Below are 21891 nucleotides of genomic sequence, written 5' to 3'. Positions count from 1 at the left end.
GTGGTGTGGGGTGTGGCCGCCGCGCTGGTGGCGAACGTCCTGTACAGCACCGGCTTCGTCCTGGAGAAGCGGGCGCTGGCCGGCATGCCGCCGCTGAGCGCCGCACAGCCGGGCCGGGCCCTGCTCCTGCTGGCCGGCAGGCCCCTGTGGATCTGCGGGGCCATGGCGCTGGCCCTGGGTTTCGCCGCCCAGTTGGCCGTCTACCGCACCCTGCCGATCGCCGCCGCCCAGGGCCTGTTCCTGTCCGGACTGGTCCTCCTGCTGGTGCTCTCGTCGGTGGTGCTCGGTGAGCGCCCCTCAGGCCGTGAGCGGCGTGCGGTGACAGTCATCGGTCTGGCGCTGGTGATGGTGGTGGCCTCCCTGTACGGGACCAGCGAGGAGATCAGCCGCAGCGCGCCCGCGGGCATCCTGCTGGCACTGTGCGTGCCGACACTCGCGGCCGGGATGCTGCTGTACGGGGCCGCGGAACGACGCTCCCGCCGGCGCCACCGGCAGCCGACCACGGGAGTGGCCTACGCGGTGGCCGTCGGTCTGCTCTACGGGGTCAGCTCGCTCGCCATCAAGGGCGTCTCCGGGCGCCTGGACACCTCGGACCTCCTCGGCTCCGTCCCCGCCCTGCTCGCCTCCCCCTACCCGTACCTTCTGCTGTTCACGGGGTTCAGCGGACTGGTGCTGTCGCAGACCGCCCTGCAGCGCTGCCGGGCGTCACTGATCGTCCCGGTGTGCTCGACGGTGACCTGCGTGTTCACCATCGTGAGCGGCACGATCGCCTTCGACGAGCCGCTGCCCGACGACCCGTTGCGGCTGCTGCTGCGTCTCGGCGGCACCGTGCTGGCCCTGACGGTCCTGCTCACCCTGCCGCGACACGACGCGGACGCCACCACCTCCGGAGGAGCCCGGCCATGAAGCCCGACAACCCGCTGCTGAAGATCCTCGCCTGCCCGCTCGACAAGGGGCCGCTGATCCTCGACGAGGACGGGGGCGCGCTCTGCAATCCGCGCCTGCGCCGCCGCTATCCGATCGTCGACGGCATCCCGCGCCTGCTCCCCTCCTCCGGCGAGCCCCTCGTCGAGCAGGAACCGGGGGCAGTGGCCGCCGAACTGCGCGACTCCGGCGGTTCGTAACCCGTAAGAGCCCGACGCCCCGACGATTCCGGTGCCGGCGTACGCGTGCCGGGTGGTGGTGCGACGAGCGGGCCGGCCCGTCGCGGCGGTCGAGGGCGGAGGCGGCCGGGCACCCCGGTGCGCCGCCGCCGTGGCCGTACGCCCGGCCGCGGCCGGGCCGCGGGGCGGGGGACCGGGCTCAGCCGGTGCCGTCCGCGGACGGGCGCAGCGACTCCACCAGCGGGCGCGCCCGGTACGGCACCCGCTCGCGCAGCGCGACGTCCGTGCGGGTCCGCACCACGCCCGGGAGCCGGATCAGCCGCTGGATGACGTCCTCCAGATGGCCGTTGTCGCGGGCGACCACCCGGGTCAGCAGGTCCCCGCCGCCGGTGACGGAGAACGCCTCGATGATCTCCGGAATCTCGGCCAGGGCGTCGCCGACGTCCACCAGGTGCCCCTGCGTGACCTCGATGTGCACGAAGGCCAGCACGGGGTGGCCGAGCGCGGCGAACGACAGCCGGGGCCCCTCGTCGCGGATCACCCCGTCCCGCTCCATCCGCTCCAGCCTGGCCTGGAGCGTCCCGCGGGCCACCCCGAGGATCCGGGCGTACTCGCGCACACTCGTCCGGGGCTGCTCCAGCAGCAGTCCGAGGATGCGCGCGTCCAGCGCGTCGGGACCGGGGGTCTTCGGTGACGGCATGGGCCAACGGCCCCCTTCCGGTCGGAACGGTCGTCCACGGACTGTACCAATGGCATAGCGCTCGGCAGCTCGGTTGAGCCAACTGTCGGCTGAGTGCTTTCATATCCCCATAACTGGCGTTGCGATGGACTGCGCCGGACGGCAAAGAAGCCGCTTCCGGGTCCCGCAGCGCCTTTTCCGTGCCCGTGCGCGCACCGCGGCACCCGTGCCCCCGGCGCAGCCGACGACGACCAGAGGAGGCAGGACCCCGCCGTGCCCCGACCCGGACCCACCTCCGCCCTTCCGGCCCTCCGCGCCCTGTTCCACGCCCCCGACCCGGGCCTGCACCGGCTGCGGGTCGCGGCGCGTGCCGTGCTCGGCGTCGGCCTGTCCACCGCCGCGGTCCTCGCCGCGGGACTGCCGCTGCCGGCCGCGATCACCGGTGGCCTCGCCGCCCTGCTGACGCTGTTCACGGTGACCGACCCCTCGGTGCGGCGGCAGGCCGTCACCACCGCGCTGCTTCCGCCGGCGGGACTGCCCGTGCTCGCGCTGGCGACCGTCCTGCGGGAGACGCCCGTGCTCCGCGACGCGGCGTTCCTGCTGATCGTCCTCGGCGGCGTCTACGCGCGCCGCTGGGGGCCGCGCGGGCACGCGCTCGGGATCTTCGCCTTCATGATGTTCTTCGCCGTCCAGTTCCTGGACGCGGTGCCGGGCCGGCTGCCGGAGCTGTCCGCGGCCGTGCTGCTGGCCGTCGTGGTCTCGGGAGCCGTACGGTTCGCCGCCTGGCCGGTCGAACGGCGCACGCCCCAGCCCGCGCAGCCCGCACCGCCGGCCGGACGCGGCCTGGACCGGCCCACGACCCGGCAGGCGCTCCAGGCCACGGCGGCGTGCGCACTGGCGCTCGGCGCGGGCCAGGCGCTGTCGCAGGAACGGTGGTACTGGGCGGTGGGCACCGTCTGGTGGATCTTCGTCAACACGGCCTCGCGCGGCGAGACCCTGGTCCGCGGCTGGCGGCGTGTGGTGGGCACCGTCGCGGGAGTCGCCGCCGGGCTGTTCACCGCCGTACCGCTGCAGGGCGAGCCCGCGCCGACCGCCGTTCTCGTGGCGGTCTGCGTCTTCGGCATCTTCTACACGGCACCGCTGTCCTACAGCTGGATGATGTTCTTCGTGACCGTCATGGCCGGTCTGCTCTACGGGCTGCTCGGCGTCCTGGACGAGGCGCTGCTCGCCCTGCGGGTCGCGGAGACGCTGACCGGCGCGGTGGCCGTCGCACTGGCCGTGGCCGTCGTCCTCCCCGTCACCACCCACGCCGCCACGGACGCCTGGATCCAGCGCTCCCTGCTGTGTGTCCGGCAGTGCACGGCGGAGGCGTCCCGCCGGCTCGCCGGTGACGCGGACGCGGACCCGGCGCCGCACGCCGCCGCCCTCGGACCGCTGCTCGCCCGGGTGCGCGTGTCCGTGGCCCCGCTCCTCCACCCGCTCAACCCGTTCACCGCGCGACGGGAACGGGCCCGCCGGATCGTGGCCCTGCTCGACGAGTGCGCCGAGCGCCTGCACGACCTCACCGAACTCGCCGCCGACCCGGACGCCTCCCACGACACCCGCCTGACGGACGCCTGCGGGCGGGTGGAAGCCGCCGTGGCCGCGCTCGTCACCCCCGGAACGGCGCCGGCGGCCGCCGGGCCCGCCGCCGCGGAGCCGCTGCCCGCGCACCCGGGCGCGGAACGGGTCCTCGCCTGCCTGTACGGCCTGGAGGCGGCACTCGTCTCCCTCGCCGCGCCCCTGCGGAGCTCCCCGCGCGCGCCGCTGGCCTCCTCGTGAGCCGCTGAGACCCGGGGCGCCGCCCCGGGCCCGGGGCGGCTGTGGTGAGGCGCTCGGCACGGGAGGGCGCACGGCGCCGTCGAATACGGAGAAGGGCGGGGCCGTCGTACGGCCGCCGCCCCTCGGAGTGCGGGGACCGGGACGCCGCCCGCGTGGGGGCGCCCGGTGTCCCGGATGGTCAGCGCAAGGGCTGCGCCTGCTGCGGTGTGATGCCCAGGACCGCCGCGTACTGCGAGAGCACCAGCTTGCCGATCGCCGGATAGGCGCCCAGCGACTCGCCCGAGGCGCAGCCCGCCTCGGCGGCGGCCGCCTCCAGCAGCCCTTCGGGGAGCTCGGGCCCGATCAGGTACGGCGCCAGCGCGAGCTGTGCCGCCCCGGCGCCCCGCAGCTCCTCGGCGGCCTTCGCGATGGAACCCTCGACGTCCAGCGCGGCGGCGAGCACCGGGACCGCGAGACGGGCGGCGAGGAGCATGCCGGTGATGCCGGCCGCCTGTACGGCGTCCTCACCGCCGACGGTGGCGAGGATGATGCCGTCGGCGGCCGTGGCGACGGTGAACAGCCGTGCCCGGTCGGCGCGGGCGAGCCCGGCCTCCGAAAGCCGCACGTGCAGGGCCTCCGCCAGGAGCGGGTGCGGGCCGAGGGCCTCGGTCAGCTCGGCGGACGTCCGGCTGTCCATCACGGCCTGCCGGATGCGCCGGGTCAGCGCGCTGTCGGGGCCCGCGAGCAGCGGCACCACGACGGCGTCGGGGGCGTCCTCACCGAGGACCGGAGCCCGTCCGGCCTCCGCCCCGGCGGCCTCGGCCGCCTCGGTGGCGCGGGCGAGCCGGGCGGCACGGTCGGCCGCGGCCCGGGTGAGCACGGCCGACAGTGCGGGGAACTCGTCGTCCCCGCCGTCGACGTATCCGATGTAGGCGTGCAGGCCCGGCAGTTCGGACCGGGCGATGCTGACGACCTCTTCCGCGAGGCTGCGGGAGGCCGCGTCGGGCGTGCCGGGCACCGCCAGCACCAGCGCGGGGGCACCCTCGGGCGCCGCCAGCGGCTCCGGTTTCCGGTGCCGACCGGGCTGGCGGGGACGCGGCATTCGTACGGGCAGGCCGGGTGCGGGCCCTGTGGGGGTGCTCATGGCGCCGCATGTTAACCCTTTGGAGGGCTTTGGTGTTCGGGGAGGGTGCGGCTGCGCACCCTTCGTCCGCTTTCGTCCGGCGCATTGTTGGGTTACCAGAGGTAAATGCTCACAGTGCGGGCGGTCGCGGACGGAGATCGAGCAGGTCGCCGTCGACGGGAAGCCGCAGGCCGCCGACGGCGAGCGCGCCGGCGATCCGGAGAGCGCCGTCGAGCGGGCCGCCCTCGGCGTCCACCGGGCGGGCCCGCGGCGCGAGCCGGGACAACTCCGCCCGGAGCGGCTCCAGCAGGGGCGGGCCGAGCCCGAGGAGGCCGCCGGTGAACGCCACCGGGCAGCCGGTGGCGGGCGGGCAGGCGGCGGCCGCGGTTTCCGCGATGGCGCGGGCGGCGTCCCGCAGGATGCCGGCCGCCACCGGGTCCGTCCCGGCGCAGGCGGCGACCTCGGGCGCGAACGAGCCGAGGACGGCGGCACGGTCCGTCCGGGGATAGAGCAGGGCGGGGAGCCCGGCGGCCGGGCCGAAGACGGCCTCCAGCCGGGCCAGCAGCGCGGGCGAGCCGCCCCGGCGCCCGTCGTGGGCGCGCAGGGCCGCCTCCAGGCCCGCCCGGCCGATCCAGGCCCCGCCACCGCAGTCGCCCAGCAGATGACCCCAGCCGTCGGCCCGCCGCCAACGCCCGCCCGGCACCGGCGCGTTCGCGGCGGGGCCGGACGCCGGGGCGGCCTCCGGGGGCGGTTCCAGCTCCGCCCCGAGGGCGATCACGCCGGTGCCCGCCGCGACGACCGCGCCCGTCCGCTGACCGAGGGCGCCGGCGTAGGCGGTGACGGCGTCGGCCGCCAGCGCCAGCCGGCGGATGCCGAGTTCGGCGGCCAGCACCTCCGGCAGCCGGGCCCGCAGCTCATCGCCCAGGGTGGCCATTCCGGCCGCACCCACCGCCATCGCGGCCACGGCCCCCGGTTCTCCGGGCCGCCGCCCGGCCCGGCCGGCACCGGCCCGGGACAGCAACTCCCTGACGGCGGGCAGCAGATGGGCGAGCAGATGCCCGGCGTCGATGCCCCCGGGGCCGGTCCGCACGGGCGCGGCCCGGATCGCGTCCCCGACCTGCCCGCCGTCCTCCGCGCGGGCCAGGGCCACCCGCAGCCCGGAACCGCCGGAGTCGACCCCGATCACCCAGCCGCGCGCACCCCCGCGGGCGTCCCCCTCACCGGGCCGCGGGGGGCCTGCCGCGCGGCCCGGGGCGCCGGAGAGCCCGGTGGCCTCCCGCGGCCCGCTCACGCCCCGCTCCCTTCCCTGCCGGCCGGCACGGCGGCACCGGGGGCTTCCGCCGACGGGCGCGGCGGGCCCCCGGACCGGAGCGGGCGCAGGGGAGGGGGAGCGGGCCACCGTACGCGGCGGGGGCCGGGACGGTGCGGCGGGCGGGGCGGGACGGGCGCCGACCACGCCGGGGGCCCGTCCGGAGCACTACGGCCCGGCCGGGCGCCGGAGGCCGGTACCGGCCTCCGTACGCGCGGCGGGCGTTCCTGCCGCCGCGCCGTGCGCGGGAGCGGGCCCGCCGCCCCCGCGCGGAGCATCAGGGCAGGCGCCAGTCGACCGGTTGGCCGCCCTGCCGCACGAGGAGGTCGTTGGCGCGGCTGAACGGGCGGGAGCCGAAGAACCCGCGGTCGGCGGACATGGGGGAGGGGTGCGCGGACTCCACCGCCGGAAGCGGGCCGAGCAGCGGGCGCACGTTCCGTGCGTCCCGCCCCCACAGGATGGCCACCAGCGGGCGGCCCCGTTCGGCGAGGGCCCGGATGGCCTGTTCGGTGACGGCTTCCCAGCCCTTGCCGCGGTGTGCGGCCGGTTTGCGCGGGGCGGTGGTGAGCGCGCGGTTCAGCAGCAGCACGCCCTGCCGGGTCCAGGGGGTCAGATCGCCGTTGGAGGGCCGCGGCACCCCGAGGTCGCTCTGCAGCTCCCGGAAGATGTTCTCCAGACTGCCGGGGAGCGGCCGGACCTCGGGTGCCACGGAGAAGCTCAGCCCCACGGCGTGTCCGGGCGCGGGATACGGGTCCTGACCCACGATCAGGACCCGTACCTCGTCGAAGGGCTGCTGGAAGGCCCGCAGCACATTCGGCCCGGCGGGCAGATAGGTGCGCCCGGCGGCGATCTCGGCGCGGAGGAAGTCCCCCATCGCGGCGATCTGCCCGGCGACCGGATCGAGCGCCTTGGCCCAGCCCGGTTCGACGATTTCGTTCAACGGTCGTGCAGCCACGGACGGTCACTGTACTGGTTCCCCACACGCGCTCGTCGGCGGTCCCGGCAACCCGGCTCAGCCCATCACCGCGGCCCGCACACAGAGCACATCCGGGAGATGGGAGGCCAGTTGGCGCCAGCTCTCGCCCTCGTCGGCGCTCGCGAACAGCTCGCCGTTGCGGTTGCCGAAGTAGATCCCGGCCGGATCGGCGTCGTCGGTCCACATCGCGTCCCGCAGGACGGGGCCGTAGTGCGCGGCCTCGGGCAGGCCCGTGCCGAGCGGCTGCCAGCTCCCGCCCGCGTCCTCCGTGCGGAAGACCCGGCAGCGCCGCCCCGCCGGCACCCGGTCCGCGTCGGCGTTGAGCGGGAAGACGTAGGCGACGCCGCCCCGGCGCGGGTGCGCGACGACGGGGAAGCCGAAGTCCGAGGGCAGGGAGTCGCCGATGGACGTCCACCGGGCCCCGGCGTCGTCACTGCGGTAGACGCCCCAGTGGTTCTGCAGGTAGAGCCGGTCCGGATCGGCGGCATCACGGGCGATCTTGTGGACGCACTGCCCGAACTCCGGGTAGGGGTCGGGCATGAAGACGGCCGAGATCCCGGTGTTCGACGGCACCCAGCTCGCGCCGCCGTCCAGGGTCCGGAACACGCCCGCGGCGGACACCGCGACCGTCACCGCCCGCGGGTCACGCGGGTCGGCGAGGACCGTGTGCACGGCCTCACCGCCGCCGCCCGGAGCCCACCGGCCGCGCGTGGGGTGCTCCCACAGCGGCCGGACCAGTTCAAAGGTCTCGCCGCCGTCCTCCGAGCGGAAGAGCGCGGCCGGCTCGGTGCCCGCGTAGACCACGCCGGGCTCGCCCGGGCCGGCCGGCTGCAGCTGCCAGACCCGCTCCAGGGAGGCGCCGGTGTCCTCCGGGAAGCGGACGGCCGGGCGCTTGGGCTCCTGCCAGGTGGCGCCGAGGTCGTCGGAGTGGAAGACGGACGGGCCCCAGTGCGAGCTGTCCCCGCCGACCAGCAGCCGGGGGGTGCCGCCGGGCCGCGGGGCGATCCCGACGGAGTAGACCGCCTGCGCGTTGAAGTGCGGGCCGTCGAACTCCCACGCCCCGGACTTCCCGCCGGCGGAACCGCGCCGCCGGGCGAGGAAGAGTCCTTTGCGGGTCCCCACGGCGAGCAGGACATCGGTCATCACGGCACCTCCGGAACGTGGTCGTGTTGCGTGGGTCACAGTCTGCACCGGCCCACTGACAACGGCGTTCCGCCACGGCGCCGTACCAGGTCAGCCTGCCCGCAGGTACGGAACGGGAACGGGCACCGGGGCGCCCAGCTCCCGCGCGGCGCGGCGCGCGAAGTACGGGTCGCGCAGCAGCTCCCGGCCGAGCAGCACCACGTCGGCCCGGCCGGCGGCGAGGATCTCCTCCGCCTGCCACGCACCGGTGATCTCGCCGACCGCCCCGACCGGCATCCCGGTCGCGCTCCGGACCCGCTCGGCGAAGGGCACCTGGTAGCCGGGGCCCGTCGGGATGCGCAGCCCGGGCACGTTGCCCCCGCTGGAGACGTCCAGGAGATCCACCCCGTGCGCGTGGAGGTCGGCGGCCAGCCGCACGGTGTCGTCCACCGTCCAGCCCGCCCGCTCGTCCGCCCCGTTCTCCGCCAGCCAGTCCGTCGCCGAGGCGCGGAACAGGACGGGCAGGTCGTCCGGCCACACCTCGCGCACCGCGTCCACCACCCGCAGCGCCAGCCGGCTGCGGTTCTCGTAGGAACCGCCGTAGGCGTCGGTGCGCCGGTTGCTGTGCGGCGACAGGAACTCCCCGATGAGGTAGCCGTGCGCCCCGTGCACCTCGACCACCCGGAAGCCGGCGGCCAGCGCGCGCCGCGCGGCGTCGGCGAACTGCCGTACCACCTCGTCGATCTGCCGGACCGACAGTTCGGCGGGCACCGGATGCCCCTCGTCGAACGGCAGCGGGCTCGGCCCGAGAGGCCGCCAGCCGCCCTCGCCGGCGGTGAGCGGGGCGCCGCCCTCCCAGGGCAGGGCGGTCGACGCCTTGCGCCCGGCGTGGGCGAGCTGGATGCCGGGGACCGTGCCCTGGTCCTCCAGGAGACCGGTGATACGGCGGAACGCCTCGGCCTGGCGGTCGTTCCAGAGGCCGAGGTCCCCGGGGCTGATCCGGCCCTCCGGGCTGACGGCCGTGGCCTCGACCAGGATCAGGCCGGTACCGCCCACGGCGCGCGAGGCGTAGTGCGTGGTGTGCCAGTCACCCGGCACTCCCGCGTCCGGTCCGGTGTGCGCCGCGGAGTACTGGCACATCGGTGTCATCCAGAGGCGGTTGGGGACGGTCAGCGAGCGCAGGGTGACAGGGGTGAACAAACGGCTCACGGCGGACTCCCGGTGGGATCGGCGGTCGGAACAGCTCGTACGATAGGCATCGTAGTACGGGAAGTGTCAAACTACGAGAGTCTTCGTACAATGAGGGAGCCGCCGTCCCGAGGAGCCGAACGTGACCACCCCGACCCCGAGCCGCGCCCTGGACCACCCGCCGCGGGACGCGATCCGGCTCGAAGGCGTGCTGCACGCCCTCTCCGACCCGATGCGGCTGCGGATCGTCCGGAGTCTCGCCGCCGCCGAGGAGGAGCTGTCCTGCTCGCTCTTCGACCTCCCGGTCAGCAAGTCCACAACCACGCACCACTTCCGGGTGCTGCGCGAGAGCGGCGTGATCAACCAGTGCTACCGGGGGACGGCCAAGCTGAACGGCCTCCGCCGCGACGACCTCGACGCGCTCTTCCCGGGCCTGCTCGACAGCCTGCTGCGGGCCGCCGCGCTCCAGGCGGACCGGCTGCGCGAGGGGTAAGGGCCCACGGCGAAACGGAGCCCGGCCGTCAGGGCGTCACAGCTCCCGCATCCGGCTGATCTCGGCGGTCTGCTGGACGCTCATGTCGGTGGCCATCTCCTCCACCAGCACGTCGTTCCCCTCCTTGAGGACTTCGGTGGCCATGGTCACCGCGCCCTGATGGTGGGTGATCATCAGCTTGACGAAGAGTTCGTCGAAGGCGTGACCGCGGGCCGCGGCGAGCCGGTCGAGCTCCGCCTCGGTGGCCATGCCGGGCATCGAGGCGTGCTCGTGCCCGTGTCCGTGCCCCTCCTTCTCCTCGCTCGGCTCGCCCCGCCGGTCGAGCCAGCCCTCCAGGGCCCCGATCTCGGGGCCCTGCGCCGCCGCGATACGCCGCGCGATCCGCCGGACGCTCCCCGAGTCCGCGTGTTCCTTCGCGAGCGCGGCCATGTCCAGGGCCTGCCGGTGGTGGACGATCATCATCCGCACGAAGCGCACATCGGCCGCGTTGGGATCGGAGTCCTTGCGGCCGGCCTTCCTGGCCTCGTCCGCCGAGAGGGTCTCGGCCGCCTCGCCCGGTTTGCCCGGCGCCACCACGGAGGGCCCGCCGTCCGCCTTCGCCGGGGCGGGGCCGTCCGCCTCGCAGGCCGAGAGGGCCAGGACCGCGGCCGTCGCGGTGCATGCGAGCAGCAGCGAGCGGGCACGGCCCGTCATCCGGCGGTGGGACACGGGACCTCCAGGGTCGGATCGGAGCGCATACCGGTTACGAACACATCTTCGTTAGTCCCTGTTGAGATGTACATGTAACCAGCGATACTGCGGAGTTGACACACCGTTCGCCATCGAACGGTAGACGAGGGAGGTTTCAGTGGCGTCGTTGCACCTATCCCGCGTGCGGCGCAGACGGCTGGGAGTGGCGGTGGCGGCCTTCGGGCTGCTCGCCTCGTTCCTGGCCGCCGGTCCCGCGGCCGCGACACCAGACCCCGGTGACGCGCCCGACGGGAAGCGGATGTCGAAGGAGCTCGCGGGCGATACCCGCGCGGCCATCGAGAACGGCGACATCCCGGCTGTGGACGAGATCGTCCACAGCAAGAACATCAAGCATCTCGCCAGTGTCGGCAAGGGCGCCCTCGGCGGCCCGAACACGGATCTGGCGTTCCAGGGCCGTTATGCCTTCGCCGGCAACTACGACGGCTTCACCGTCTACGACATCTCCAACCCGCGGTCCCCCAAGACCGTGAGCCAGGTCCTCTGCCCCGGCGGCCAGAACGACATCTCCGTCTCCGGCAACCTGCTCTTCCTCTCCACCGACTCCTCGCGCAGCGACAACTCCTGCAACAGCACCTCCCAGTCCGCCGCCGAGAAGTCCTCCTGGGAGGGCATGAAGATCTTCGACATCAGCGACAAGCGGAACCCCCGCTACGTCGCCGCCGTCGAGACCGCCTGCGGCTCGCACACCCACACGCTGGTGCCCGAGAAGCGCAGTGTGTACATCTACGTCTCCTCCTACTCCCCGAGCGAGGACTTCCCCGACTGCCGGCCGCCGCACGACGGCATCTCGGTGATCAAGGTCCCGCGGAAGGCGCCGGAGCGGTCGGCGGTCGTCGACTTCCCGGTCCTCTTCCCGGACGGCGGCAACTCCGGCTCCGAGGGCAGCAGTTACGAGACCACCGGCTGCCACGACATCACGGCCTTCCCGAAGAGGCGGCTGGCCGCCGGGGCCTGCATGGGCGACGGCATCCTGATGGACATCTCCGACCCGGCGCGGCCCAGGGTGATCGACCGGGTGCGGGACAACACCAACTTCGCCTTCTGGCACTCGGCGACCTTCAGTGAGGACGGCGACAAGGTCGTGTTCACCGACGAGCTGGGCGGCGGCGGCGCCGCGACCTGCAACGCGGAGGTCGGGCCGGACCGCGGTGCCAACGGCATCTACGACCTGAAGGGCAGGGGCCACCACCGGGAACTGGTCTTCCGCAACTACTTCAAGATCCCGCGCCACCAGGCCGACACCGAGAACTGCGTGGCCCACAACGGCTCGCTGATACCGGTCAAGGGCCGGGACATCATGGTCCAGGCCTGGTACCAGGGCGGCGTCTCGGTCTGGGAGTTCACCGACTCGTCCCGGCCGAAGGAGATCGGCTACTTCGAGCGCGGTCCCCTCTCCGCCGACACCCTCACCCTGGGCGGCTCCTGGTCCGCCTACTACTACAACGGCCACATCTACTCGAACGACATCGCCAAGGGCTTCGACGTCCTGCGCGTCGACGACCGCCGCACCGCCGGCGCCGAGCGGGTACGGATGTACGAGCTCAACGTGCAGACGCAGCCCGACTACCGCTGAACCACCGCACGCGGACGCGTCCCGCCGGGCGGCTCCTCGCCCGGCGGGACGCCGAGCTCCCACCGCAGACCGAAACGCTGGAACAGCTCCGAGCGCAGCAGCTCGGGCGGCAGCGGGGCACCCGGCAGCAGGACCGCCACGACCGCGCCCATGAGCAGGGCGCGCAGCAGCGGATAGTCGGAGTCCGGGTGCGCGGAGCCGTAGCGGACGACGGTGTCGCGGAGCAGCACGGCCAGCCGCTGCTGCTCCGGGCACTGCACGAAGCCCTCGGCGGTGAGGATGCCCGCCATGTGGGTGCGCATCAGCGTGGGATGGTCGCGGGCGATGCCCAGGATGGCGTCGATGGCCCGGGCCAGCAGTTCCTCGCCGTCCTCGGTGCGCGGTTCGCGCCGCAGCGCGGCCTCCAGCGTGACGTGCATCAGCCGGTGCACGGCGGACTGGAGAAGCTGCCGCTTGCCGGGGAAGTAGTACGAGACCAGTCCGCGGGCCGAGCCCGCGCGGTCGGCGATGTCGGCGAGGGTCGTCGCCTCGTAGCCGCGCTCGCCGACCAGTTCGACCGTCGCCTGGAGCAGCCGTTCGCGGGAGCGACGGCGCAACTCTTCATTGACCGATGCGCTTCGCGGGGACATGCTGTAACTCCTGCGTTGACTGGCTCCGGGCCAATATACTCAGTGAGATGCCGCCTCCGACCTGTTCAGAGGCGTTTCCGAGACCGCCGCCGTTTTCGGGCGACGCGGGGGATCGCCCGAAAACGGCGGTTTCGGAAGGATTCCGGGCCGGCCTCAGCCGAGGCGGGTGAGCACGGGGCGCAGCCCCTCGGGCCGTTCGGCCACCGGCAGACGCTCCACCAGTTCCAGCGCGCAGCCCGCCGCCGTCGCGCCCCCGTCCGCCCGCACGTCGTCGCCCACCATCAGCGTCTCCCGGGGCGTCACGCCCAGTGCCTCACAGGCCGCCAGGAAGAGTCGCGCGTCGGGCTTGGCCACGCCGTGCTCGTAGGACAGGACGTAGGCGTCCACGCAGCCGGCCAGCCCGTACTCCCGGAAGACCGGGCGCAGATCCCAGCCGATGTTCGACACGACGGCGATCCGTGTGCCGCGCTCGCGCAGCGCTCCCAGCACCTCGGCGGCGTCCGGGTAGGGGGTCCAGGCGCCCGGTTCCATGTGCCGGTCGTACAGGGCTTCGTACGCCTCCGGCCAGGGCAGCGCCGCCTCCCGCGCGAGCCCGGTGAAGAGTTCGCGGTGGTGTTCGGCGGCGCAGTCGCGCAGCTCCCACAGCGGGGCCAGATGCTCCGGCATGCCGTGCGGCGAGGACCCTCCGGGCAGCGCGCCCACCCGGGCCAGCCGCTCCGCCCAGTGCGTCAGCTCCGGCTCCGGCACCGCGATCCCGAGACGGTCCAGGGTGACCCGCAGCCAGTGCTCCACGGTTTCGATGCGGAAGAGAGTGCCGGAGAAGTCGAAGAGCACGCCGGTGATCGCCATGCGGTGATCATTCCCCGGTCCGCCCCGGCGGTTCAAGGGTTTCGTGGCGTTGCGCCCCGCGCCGGTGGTACGCGGCGATGGCCCCGAAGGCGACCGTCACCCCCAGCAGCCAGCCGCCCACCACATCGGAGAGCCAGTGGACGCCCAGATAGACCCGGGTGAAGCCGACCCCGGCCACCGACACCGCCGCCACGGCCGCGGCGGCCCGCAGCAGCGCTCCCCGCACACCCACCCGGTGGGCGAGCCACAGCAGGAGGACGCAGACGAAGGCGGCCGTCATCGCGTGTCCCGAGGGGAAGGCCGCGTAGTGCGCCGAGTCCACCGGTTCCCGCCACTGGGGGCGCGGGCGGTCGACGAGCGCCTTGGTGCCCTGCTGCACGGCCGAGCCGGCCAGCAGGGCGGTGAGCGCCCACAGGACCGTCGTCCGCTCACCGCTCCTGCGGAGCAGCAGGGCCAGTACGGCGAGCAGCAGCGCCAGCCGCATGGTCCAGGGATCCCAGACCCAGTCGGTGAGCACCCGGTTGGCCCGGGTCAAGCCGGGGCTCTCCCGCGCCGACTCGTGCAGGCCGACGGCCACGGTCCGGTCGAGCGCGAGCAGCGGGCCCCACTCCACGGCCACCAGGGCCAGCAGGGCGGCGGCCGGCAGGGCGCACAGGCCCGCGGCCCAGAGATGGCCGGCCGCGCGGTGGGGGCGGTGGCCGGTGCCGGGGACGGTGGGGGAGGACGTCCGCATGCAGGGCATCCTGGCCGGGATCCGCCCGCGGAAACTACTTCAGCGCGCTGAGTCCCGGCACGAACGCGAGGAGCAGCGGCACCACGGGGACCAGCGCGGCGGCGGCTGTGAGCCGCAGCCGGCGGGCGGGGCTCAGCCGCGGGCGGGCCGACAGCAGCCGGTTCACGCGGTCGGGGACCTGTGCCAGCGGTGTCGGAACGGGCCCGAACACGCCCCGTTCCTCGTTGAGTTCGACCAGCGCCAGGGCAGTCGTCAGCCGTCCGTGGCGACGTGAGGCGACGTCATCGGCCGCCAGTTCGACCAGCCGGTGCACCTCGTCCCGGAACGAGGCGAAGACCGGTACCCGCGGAAAGCCCGCCGCCAGCGCGCCGGAGCAGTGCAGCAGCCAGTCGTGGTGCGCCCGCGCGTGACCCTGCTCATGGGCCAGGACGGCGTCCAGCCGGCGGCCGCCCAGCCGGCGCAGCGCCGCCGTGGTGATGACGAGCCGGGGTGGCGTGCCCGGCAGCCACCAGGCCTCCGGGCGTTCGCTCTCCAGGACGAGAAGACGGTCCTCCGGCTCCGGCGCTCCCGGAGACGCCGCGTCGAGCGGGAGTTCGCCGGGCAGCCGCGGGGAGCGCGCGAGCAGCTCCGCGCGCCGGCGCCTGCGTTCCGCACGGGCCGCGCGCACCTCGCGGGCGAGCATCACGGCGCTCCACAGGCCGGCTCCGGCCAGCACGGCCGCCACCGCCCCGGCCCAGGGGCCGTACGCGCCGAAGGCATAGGCCTCGACCACGCCGTGCGGCGCGGGGGCGAAGACATGGCCGCGCACGAGCTCCCAGGCGGCGGAGCCGGTGAGTGCCATCGCGAGCACGGCGCACAGCAGCACGGCCGCCACGACGCACTGCCAGACCCAGAGGGCCACCACCGGTTCCCGGTCCGGCCACTCGGCGCGCCGCAGCAGTGTGGGGGCCAGGGCCGCGGTGAGCCCGCCGAGGACGATCAGCGCGAGCGGGAGCATCATGGCCGCCAGCCTACGAGCGCGGGGCCTGCGGTGCGTACGGCGCCGGAGGGGGAGTGACGCACACCACGGGGCCGATCCGGGCGTGAGGGATGAAAGCGGCACCGCCGCACCGTCCTCACAGCGTCATCAGCATGGCCGCCATGGCCATCGCCATCGCCAGCCGGGCGACGGCCGGCGGCTCCGCGGGCCCGGCCCCGCCGCGGCCGCTCTCCGGCGCACCGCCGCGCACCTTCCCCACGGCCGGCCCCGGACCGCCCGGGCCGCCGGCCGGGACCGTCCCGGGGGCACCGGCCGGGACCGCTCCCCGGGCCACTCCCCGGACCGCTTCCGGACGCGGCGCCAGCCGCAGCCCGGTCCACAGGGCGTAGAGCGCGAAGTACCCCACGAGCACCCCGGTCGCCAGCGGCGGTCCGCCGGGTCCCTGGGCGGCGGCCGTGTGCCCCGCGTGTCCCGCCGCGTGCGGGGCGGCGGTCATGGCGAGCCCCATGTGGACCATCGCGGCGGAGCTCACCGCGTGGTGGCCGTGGTGCCACCCGGCACCCCCCGGGCGCACACCGGCCGCGGCCCGGACGAGCGACACCGCGCAGGAGAGGCCGAACACCCCGGCGAACGCCGCCGGCAGCCACTCCCGGCCGCTCACCGCCGCGACGGGTACGGCCATCACCGCCATCCCGAGCCCCATCAGCGCCTCGCCCCCCGCCTCCGCGCGCCGCGCGGCCGGACCGGCCCGCATCCGCAGCAGGCCGTGGACGGCACACGCTCCGCAGAGAGCGGTCAGCAGCCAGCCGATGAGCGGCGGTCCGTGCACGGCGCACCTCCCCGTTGCCGGTACGCCCGGAGGCTGCCCGGCGGCGCCGTCCGGCACGGGAGCGCACCAGGGCAGCCGCGGGCGCACCGGGGGCACACGGCGCCCGGAGGGGCGCCGGAAGGGGCCGCGCGCGGGGAGCGGAAGGCCGTGCACGGGCGCGGCCGTCCGTCTCCGCGCCCCGCCCCCCGCGCGCCGTCTCCGCGCCCCGCCCCCCGCGCGCCGTGTCCGCGTCAGATGCCGGGCCGGTACCGCATCGGGTGGTCCGCGGGGATCTCGACCACGCAGATGCGCACGCCGTCGGGGTCGGCGATCCACATCTCGATCAGCCCCCAGGGCTCCTTCACCGGCGGGCGCAGGATCGCAACGCCCCGGGCGGACAGTTCCTCGTGGGCCGCGGCGGCGTCCTCGACCTGCAGCCACAGCCGGAGGCCGGGCGCGGGAGCGGCCTCGGAGCGCCCGGAGACCTCCAGGAAGCCGCCGCCGAGGAAGTAGACCGTGCCGCGCTCGGTCCCCGTCCCGAACTCCCGGTGGACGGCGAGCCCGAGGGCCTCCCCGTAGAAAGCCCGCGACCGGTCGGGATCGGTGGGGGACAACAGGATCCGGCTGCTCAGTACATGCACCATGCCGCCGACCCTACGCACCAGCCGGACCGCTGCCGGCGGTCCCGGCCCGCTTGCTAGCCTCGTACGGAGCCCTCCGGGGCCCGTACGAGAGAAAGCGCACGCCCATGGACCAGCTCACCGGGACCACCGCTCCCCGCCCCGCCGACCGGCTCGTCTTCCGCACGGCCGCCGAGGCGGATGTGCCCGCGCTGGTCGGGCTGGTCGAGTCCGCGTACCGCGGCGAGGCCAGCCGCGCCGGCTGGACCACCGAGGCGGATCTGCTGGAGGGGCAGCGCACCGACGCCGAGGCGGTCGCGGAGGTGGTGACGGGCGCGGACAGCCGGATGCTCGTCGCCGAGCGGGACGGCGCCCTCGTCGCCTGCTGCCAGCTGGAGCGCCGCGGCGATCTCGCCTACTTCGGCATGTTCGCCGTCCGCCCCGCCCTGCAGGGGGAGGGGCTGGGCCGGGTGGTGCTCGCCGAGGCGGAGCGGACCGCGCGGGCGGAGTGGGGCGCGCGGGAGCTGCAGATGACGGTGATCACGGCCCGGGAGGACCTCATCGCCTGGTACGTGCGGCGTGGATACCGTCGCACCGGCCGTACCAGCCCCTTCCCTTACGGGGACGAGCGTTTCGGCATTCCGCAGCGCGACGATCTCCGGTTCGAACTGCTGGTGAAACCCCTCGGCTGAGGGCGCCGTGCCCGCGCCCCGTGTCCGAGCCCGGGCACGGCGCCCAGCTCAGGCCGTGAAGCGGCAGGTGCGCTTGATCTCCGGGAAGTCGGTGGTGCCGCCGTCGAGGCCGAGCGCCCGGGCGAGCCGCAGATGGTCCTGGGTGTTGACGGTCCAGCCGATGACCCGGAGGTCCGCCTCCCGGGCCTTCTCGACGATCTCCAGGGTCAGCCGGCGGATGTTGAGCACCAGTGTCTTCGCGCCGACGGCCACCGCCCGGCCGACGACCTCGGGGCCGTAGCGGCTGGCGACGAGGGCGGTGCGCACGCCGGGCACCAGGGCGGTGATCTCCAGCAGCGCCTCGTCGTGGAAGGAGAGCACCTCCACCCGTCCGGTGAGGTCGCGGCGGTTCATCACCTCGGCCAGGGCGCGGGCCGCCGCCACGTCCTTGATCTCGGCCTGCAGGGGCGCCCGGACGGCGTCCAGCACCTCCTCGAAGACGGGGACGCGCTCGCCCTGGCCGGCGTCCAGCTCGCGCAGCTCGGCGAGGGTGAAGTCGCCGATGGGGCCCTTGCCGTCGGTCGTGCGGTCGACCTCGGCGTCGTGCATCACCACGAGAGCGCCGTCCTTGCTGAGGTGCAGGTCCAGCTCGATGACGTCCATACCCGCGCGGTCGGCCCGGACGAAGGAGCGCAGGGTGTTCTCCGGTTCGACGCCCATGACTCCGCGGTGTCCGATGGCGAGGAAGGTCACGAGTCCTCCAATCCGCGGGGACGGGGGTCGTCCCCGGAGAGGGACAGCCACCCACGGCTGCCCCCGTGAACCAGCACGCAGCCTAATGGCAGTGGGCCGGTTCGCACCGCTGTGCGCCGGAGGTCACCGCGGTCCTCACCCGTGTGTGTCAGGGACGGTGCGCCGGGCTGACGTCCAGCCGGGTGACCCATGCCTCTCCCGCGACAGGAGTGAGCGATGTGACCGTGGGTACTGTCCATCACGGGAAAACTTGCGGCCGGGTACCAGATCGGCCGAATGTCTTACGGCAGCCCCGGTTGAGGTGCAGATTCTTTAGTGGGTACCGTAGCGGAGCGAAATTATCTCTGGTTGAGGGGTAGCAATGACGGAAATTCTTGTGCGTGAAGAGCGGGGAGCTTCAGCTTCCACGGTTGAGCGTGTGATCGATCATCCGGCCTGGCCGGTGCTCGAGGCCGCCGTGGAGGAGATCCGTTCCCGGCAGTCGAAGGACGGCTCGATCGACTTCACGGACGGGAACGCACCCCACCGCTCCGCCGTCGAGGCGGCCGTGGACCGGGTGGCCGGCGCCGTACGGGAGCTGTCCCCGCTGCTGCCGCACGACGCGGAGTACCACCGGGCTCTCGTGGCCGACCTGCGCCGCTGGGCGGACGGCGGCTTCGGCGTGCCGGACTTCCTGGACTCGCTGCTCGCCTTCCGTCCCGCCGAGAGCCGCGTGGACGGCCGGCAGCACCTCGTCGTCTTCCCGATGTACACCCAGAACGGCAACCCGGACCGCAACCTCGAAGCCGTCGTCTTCCGCGTCGTCTGGCCGGACTGGCTGGCCGCCCTGGAGGGCGAGCGCTTCGACAACCCGCTCTTCCTCGGCATCACCTTCGAGGGCTTCACCTCCGGCTACGACACCAACTCCGCCGTGCTCTTCCCGGAGACCGTCGCGGTCCGCGAGGTCCCCGACCGCTTCTCCTGGGGCGCGATCTTCTGCGACCGCGAGGCCGCCCGCTTCCGTACCGTCACCGAGTCCGCGGTGGACATCCTCGGCTTGGACGTCCCCGAGGACATCCGCGCCATGCTGACCGACCAGGACCGCTGCCAGCAGGCCTTTGTGCTCTGGGACATGATCCACGACCGGGCGCACAGCCACGGCGACCTGCCCTTCGACCCGTTCATGATCAAGCAGCGCCAGCCGTTCTGGATGTACGGGCTGGAGGAGCTGCGCTGCGACCTCACCGCCTTCCGGGAGGCCGTGCGCCTCGCGGAGGAAGGGCTGCCGCAGGGCCGCGACGTGCAGTACGCCGTCATCTTCGACCGGATGTTCCGCTTCCCGGTCACCGGCGACCGCGTCAAGAACTACGACGGCCTCGGCGGCCAGCTCCTCTTCGCCTACCTCCACCGGCACGACGTCGTCCGCTGGACGGACAACACCCTGCACATCGACTGGGACCGGGCCCCGCAGGTCACCCAGCAGCTCCTCGGCGAGATCGAGAAGCTCTACCGCGACGGCATCGACCGGCCCAAGCTCGTCCACTGGTTCGCGGCCTACGAGCTCGTCTCCACCTACCTGGCGCCGCACCCCGGCTCCGTCTGGAACAAGGGCCCCGACGCGCTCGACCTGTCGCTGCCGCCGCGCAAGCTGGTGGACGAGGTGCTTCCGGACGAATTCCCGCTCAGCATGTTCTACGAGGCGCTTGCGAAGAAGCTGCGCGGTGTGATCGCGTCCACGAAGGGCATCACCGCCACGGGTACCCCCGGGACGGCGGCCGCGTGAGCGGTACGGACGAGGAGGCGACGACGATGAACGGCAGCGTGGGGAAGACCGCGGGCAACGGCCCGCTGGAGGGCGCCGTGGTGGCGGTGGCCGGCGCGGCCGGCCCCGCCGGCCGGGCGGCCCTGCTGCGGCTGGCCGAGGCGGGGGCCACCGTCGTCGCCGCCGACGCCGACGTGGAGCGGCTCGCCGAGGCGGTGGACGCCGCCCGCTACGCCCACGGCGGAGCAGCGGTCACCGGCGAGACCGTGGACCTGCTCGACCTGGACGCGACCCGCGCCTGGGCCGACCGCACCGAGAAGGAGTTCGGCCGGATCGACGGCCTCGTCCACCTCGTCGGCGGCTGGCGCGGCAGCAAGACTTTCGCCGCGACCCCCCTCGCGGACTGGGACACCCTGCACAACCTGCTGATCCGCACGGTCCAGCACACCTCCCTCGCGTTCCACGACGCGCTGCGCCGCAGCGGCAGGGGCCGTTTCGTGCTCGTCAGCGCGGCCGGCGCCAGCAAGCCGACGGCGGGCAACGCCGCCTACGCGTCGGCCAAGGCCGCGGCCGAGGCGTGGACCCTGGCCCTCGCGGACGCCCTCCGGAAGGAGGGGGACGGCGAGGGGCTGCCCGCGGCCGCTGTCATCCTGGTGGTGAAGGCGCTGGTGCACGACGCGATGCGTGCCGAGCGCCCCCACGCGAAGTTCGCGGGCTTCACCGACGTCAAGGAGCTGGCCGAGGCCATCACCGGCGTCTGGGAGCGGCCCGCCGAGGAAGTGAACGGAAAGCGCCTGTGGCTGACCCCGCAACCCTGACCGAGTCCGGTGACCCCGGCGCGGCCGGAACCGCCCGCCCCGACGCCGTGCGCCGCCACGACCCCGCGGCGCGCGGCTTCGCCAGTGACAACTACGCGGGCGCGCACCCGGAGATCCTGGCGGCGCTGGCCCTCGCCAACGGCGGCCACCAGACCGCCTACGGCGAGGACGCCTACACCGGCCATCTCCAGGAGGTGTTCCGCTCCCATCTGGGGCCCCGGGCCGAGGCGTTCCCCGTCTTCAACGGCACCGGCGCCAACGTCGTCGCCCTCCAGGCGATGACCGAGCGCTGGGGCGCGGTGATCTGCGCGGAGAGCGCGCACATCAACGTGGACGAGGGCGGCGCCCCGGAGCGGGTCGGCGGGCTCAAACTGCTGAGCGTGCCCACCGAGCACGGCAAGCTCACCCCCGCGCTGATCGACCGCGAGGCGTACGGCTGGGACGACGAGCACCGCGCGCAGCCGCAGGTCGTCTCGATCACCCAGACGACCGAGCTCGGCTCCTGCTACACCCCCGAGGAGATCCGGGCCATCTGTGACCACGCCCACGAGCGCGGGATGACGGTCCACCTCGACGGCTCGCGCATCGCCAACGCCGCGGCGTCGCTGGGCGTGCCGCTGCGCGCGTTCACCACCGACGCGGGCGTGGACACGCTGTCCTTCGGCGGCACCAAGAACGGCCTGCTGTTCGGTGAGTGCGTGGTGGTGCTCAACCCGGACGCGGTGCGCGCCATGAAGCATCTGCGCAAGCTGTCGATGCAGCTCGCCTCCAAGATGCGCTTCGTCTCCGTGCAGTTCGAGGCACTGCTCTCCGGCGACCTCTGGCAGCGGAGCGCCGCGCACGCCAACGCGATGGCCCAGCGGCTGGCGGCGGGCGTCCGGGAGGTGCCCGGCGTGGAGATCGTCCACCCGGTGGAGGCCAACGCCGTCTTCGCCCGGCTGCCCCGGGACGCCGCCGAACGGCTGCAGAAGCGGCACCGCTTCTACTTCTGGGACGAGGAGGCCGGCATCGTCCGCTGGATGTGCGCCTTCGACACCACCGAGGCGGATGTGGACGCCTTCACGGCCGCGCTGGCCGAGGAGATGGACCGGGGCTGACGGCTCCCGCGCCGAACCGCACCGGATGCCGGACCGCATCGACCCGGCAGCCGCATATCCGCATAGTTATGCGCCCG

23 protein-coding genes are annotated in these 21891 nt (G+C 74.3%); 9 read left to right on the top strand and 14 right to left on the bottom strand.

Translation table 11 applies throughout. From position 1 onward, the window contains the following. Positions 1-906, top strand: a complete 906-nt coding sequence (locus tag IF83_RS30195; protein ID WP_051722703.1) for a DMT family transporter — start codon at positions 1-3, stop codon at positions 904-906. Beyond that, entirely contained in the window at positions 903-1124 is a 222-nt protein-coding gene (locus tag IF83_RS0112560; protein ID WP_030544211.1) for a Trm112 family protein, read from the top strand. The genes IF83_RS30195 and IF83_RS0112560 overlap by 4 nt, the downstream gene beginning before the upstream one ends. Before the next feature lie 178 nt (positions 1125-1302). Here IF83_RS0112560 and IF83_RS0112555 read toward each other — a convergent pair whose 3' ends face one another. After that, positions 1303-1803 (bottom strand): Lrp/AsnC family transcriptional regulator, encoded by a 501-nt coding sequence (locus IF83_RS0112555; protein ID WP_030544210.1) that lies wholly within the window; start codon positions 1801-1803, stop codon positions 1303-1305. Between the two features lie 252 nt (positions 1804-2055). On the opposite strand from IF83_RS0112555, the gene IF83_RS0112550 reads away from it, so the two are divergent. Continuing rightward, a complete protein-coding gene (locus IF83_RS0112550) occupies positions 2056-3603 on the top strand; it encodes an FUSC family protein (RefSeq protein WP_244177027.1) in 1548 nt (515 codons plus the stop codon). Positions 3604-3781: 178 nt separating this feature from the next. On the opposite strand, the gene IF83_RS0112545 is transcribed toward IF83_RS0112550, so the two are convergent. From IF83_RS0112545 to IF83_RS0112525, 5 genes are all read right to left on the bottom strand, one after another. Then, positions 3782-4726, bottom strand: a complete 945-nt coding sequence (locus IF83_RS0112545; RefSeq protein WP_078843413.1) for a sirohydrochlorin chelatase — start codon at positions 4724-4726, stop codon at positions 3782-3784. A gap of 109 nt (positions 4727-4835) precedes the next feature. Then, a complete protein-coding gene (locus tag IF83_RS0112540) occupies positions 4836-5891 on the bottom strand; it encodes a BadF/BadG/BcrA/BcrD ATPase family protein (RefSeq protein ID WP_037679825.1) in 1056 nt (351 codons plus the stop codon). A gap of 400 nt (positions 5892-6291) precedes the next feature. Further along, positions 6292-6969, bottom strand: a complete 678-nt coding sequence (locus IF83_RS0112535) for a uracil-DNA glycosylase (protein WP_030544206.1) — start codon at positions 6967-6969, stop codon at positions 6292-6294. A gap of 57 nt (positions 6970-7026) precedes the next feature. Beyond that, on the bottom strand, positions 7027-8133 hold the full coding sequence (locus IF83_RS0112530; RefSeq protein WP_030544205.1) for a WD40/YVTN/BNR-like repeat-containing protein: 1107 nt from the start codon (positions 8131-8133) through the stop codon (positions 7027-7029). Positions 8134-8223: 90 nt separating this feature from the next. After that, a complete protein-coding gene (locus IF83_RS0112525; RefSeq protein WP_030544204.1) occupies positions 8224-9321 on the bottom strand; it encodes an NADH:flavin oxidoreductase/NADH oxidase in 1098 nt (365 codons plus the stop codon). Between the two features lie 121 nt (positions 9322-9442). Here IF83_RS0112525 and IF83_RS0112520 point away from each other — a divergent pair, with 121 nt between their 5' ends. Beyond that, a complete protein-coding gene (locus tag IF83_RS0112520; protein WP_030544203.1) occupies positions 9443-9793 on the top strand; it encodes an ArsR/SmtB family transcription factor in 351 nt (116 codons plus the stop codon). A gap of 36 nt (positions 9794-9829) precedes the next feature. Here the strand turns inward: IF83_RS0112520 and IF83_RS0112515 are convergent, their stop codons facing one another. Next, the gene (locus IF83_RS0112515) at positions 9830-10486 is read right to left on the bottom strand and encodes a DUF305 domain-containing protein (RefSeq protein WP_030544202.1); all 657 of its coding nucleotides are present in this window, start codon (positions 10484-10486) and stop codon (positions 9830-9832) included. 154 nt (positions 10487-10640) lie between these two features. Between IF83_RS0112515 and IF83_RS0112510 the strand changes: the two genes are divergently transcribed. After that, positions 10641-12116 carry an LVIVD repeat-containing protein gene (locus IF83_RS0112510; protein WP_030544201.1) on the top strand — a complete coding sequence of 492 codons (1476 nt, stop codon included), beginning with the start codon at positions 10641-10643 and terminating at the stop codon, positions 12114-12116. Here IF83_RS0112510 and IF83_RS0112505 read toward each other — a convergent pair. From IF83_RS0112505 to IF83_RS0112480, 6 genes are all read right to left on the bottom strand, one after another. Beyond that, complete coding sequence (locus IF83_RS0112505) at positions 12107-12745, bottom strand: TetR/AcrR family transcriptional regulator (RefSeq protein ID WP_030544200.1); 639 nt, start codon at positions 12743-12745, stop codon at positions 12107-12109. The two genes, IF83_RS0112510 and IF83_RS0112505, sit on opposite strands and share 10 nt — an antisense overlap. A gap of 153 nt (positions 12746-12898) precedes the next feature. Further along, a complete protein-coding gene (locus tag IF83_RS0112500) occupies positions 12899-13594 on the bottom strand; it encodes an HAD family hydrolase (protein ID WP_030544199.1) in 696 nt (231 codons plus the stop codon). A gap of 7 nt (positions 13595-13601) precedes the next feature. After that, positions 13602-14327, bottom strand: coding sequence for a phosphatase PAP2 family protein (locus tag IF83_RS0112495; protein ID WP_051722702.1), 726 nt, complete (start codon positions 14325-14327; stop codon positions 13602-13604). 34 nt (positions 14328-14361) lie between these two features. Further along, the gene (locus IF83_RS0112490; protein WP_030544197.1) at positions 14362-15327 is read right to left on the bottom strand and encodes a M56 family metallopeptidase; all 966 of its coding nucleotides are present in this window, start codon (positions 15325-15327) and stop codon (positions 14362-14364) included. Positions 15328-15442: 115 nt separating this feature from the next. Further along, positions 15443-16135, bottom strand: a complete 693-nt coding sequence (locus IF83_RS0112485; protein WP_030544196.1) for a DUF5134 domain-containing protein — start codon at positions 16133-16135, stop codon at positions 15443-15445. 230 nt (positions 16136-16365) lie between these two features. Further along, positions 16366-16758, bottom strand: coding sequence for a VOC family protein (locus tag IF83_RS0112480; protein WP_030544195.1), 393 nt, complete (start codon positions 16756-16758; stop codon positions 16366-16368). 104 nt (positions 16759-16862) lie between these two features. On the opposite strand from IF83_RS0112480, the gene IF83_RS0112475 reads away from it, so the two are divergent. Continuing rightward, a complete protein-coding gene (locus IF83_RS0112475) occupies positions 16863-17426 on the top strand; it encodes a GNAT family N-acetyltransferase (protein ID WP_030544194.1) in 564 nt (187 codons plus the stop codon). Positions 17427-17474: 48 nt separating this feature from the next. Here the strand turns inward: IF83_RS0112475 and IF83_RS0112470 are convergent, their stop codons facing one another. Beyond that, on the bottom strand, positions 17475-18158 hold the full coding sequence (locus IF83_RS0112470) for a glycerophosphodiester phosphodiesterase (protein WP_030544193.1): 684 nt from the start codon (positions 18156-18158) through the stop codon (positions 17475-17477). 361 nt (positions 18159-18519) lie between these two features. Here IF83_RS0112470 and IF83_RS0112465 point away from each other — a divergent pair, with 361 nt between their 5' ends. Genes IF83_RS0112465 through IF83_RS0112455 form a run of 3 tightly spaced genes read left to right on the top strand, consistent with a single transcriptional unit; the run spans position 18520 to position 21814 of the window. Beyond that, entirely contained in the window at positions 18520-19920 is a 1401-nt protein-coding gene (locus IF83_RS0112465; protein ID WP_030544192.1) for a DUF6421 family protein, read from the top strand. Positions 19921-19946: 26 nt separating this feature from the next. Continuing rightward, positions 19947-20717 carry an SDR family NAD(P)-dependent oxidoreductase gene (locus IF83_RS0112460; protein WP_030544191.1) on the top strand — a complete coding sequence of 257 codons (771 nt, stop codon included), beginning with the start codon at positions 19947-19949 and terminating at the stop codon, positions 20715-20717. Next, entirely contained in the window at positions 20696-21814 is a 1119-nt protein-coding gene (locus tag IF83_RS0112455) for a threonine aldolase family protein (protein WP_078843411.1), read from the top strand. Before IF83_RS0112460 ends, IF83_RS0112455 begins: the two co-directional genes overlap by 22 nt. Positions 21815-21891 lie beyond the last annotated feature (77 nt).

This window comes from Streptomyces albus subsp. albus (assembly GCF_000719865.1).
In the GTDB taxonomy this organism is placed as follows: domain Bacteria; phylum Actinomycetota; class Actinomycetes; order Streptomycetales; family Streptomycetaceae; genus Streptomyces; species Streptomyces albus_E.
This window is presented reverse-complemented; position numbering and strand designations above follow the sequence as displayed.

Coding starts and splice junctions, on each gene's coding strand:
- IF83_RS0112560 (WP_030544211.1), top strand. CDS start 903: ATGAAGCCCGACAACCCGCTGCTGAAGATCCTCGCCTGCCCGCTCGAC.
- IF83_RS0112555 (WP_030544210.1), bottom strand. CDS start 1,803: ATGCCGTCACCGAAGACCCCCGGTCCCGACGCGCTGGACGCGCGCATC.
- IF83_RS0112545 (WP_078843413.1), bottom strand. CDS start 4,726: ATGAGCACCCCCACAGGGCCCGCACCCGGCCTGCCCGTACGAATGCCG.
- IF83_RS0112530 (WP_030544205.1), bottom strand. CDS start 8,133: ATGACCGATGTCCTGCTCGCCGTGGGGACCCGCAAAGGACTCTTCCTC.
- IF83_RS0112515 (WP_030544202.1), bottom strand. CDS start 10,486: ATGACGGGCCGTGCCCGCTCGCTGCTGCTCGCATGCACCGCGACGGCC.
- IF83_RS0112505 (WP_030544200.1), bottom strand. CDS start 12,745: ATGTCCCCGCGAAGCGCATCGGTCAATGAAGAGTTGCGCCGTCGCTCC.
- IF83_RS0112500 (WP_030544199.1), bottom strand. CDS start 13,594: ATGGCGATCACCGGCGTGCTCTTCGACTTCTCCGGCACTCTCTTCCGC.
- IF83_RS0112495 (WP_051722702.1), bottom strand. CDS start 14,327: ATGCGGACGTCCTCCCCCACCGTCCCCGGCACCGGCCACCGCCCCCAC.
- IF83_RS0112490 (WP_030544197.1), bottom strand. CDS start 15,327: ATGATGCTCCCGCTCGCGCTGATCGTCCTCGGCGGGCTCACCGCGGCC.
- IF83_RS0112480 (WP_030544195.1), bottom strand. CDS start 16,758: ATGGTGCATGTACTGAGCAGCCGGATCCTGTTGTCCCCCACCGATCCC.
- IF83_RS0112475 (WP_030544194.1), top strand. CDS start 16,863: ATGGACCAGCTCACCGGGACCACCGCTCCCCGCCCCGCCGACCGGCTC.
- IF83_RS0112465 (WP_030544192.1), top strand. CDS start 18,520: ATGACGGAAATTCTTGTGCGTGAAGAGCGGGGAGCTTCAGCTTCCACG.
- IF83_RS0112460 (WP_030544191.1), top strand. CDS start 19,947: ATGAACGGCAGCGTGGGGAAGACCGCGGGCAACGGCCCGCTGGAGGGC.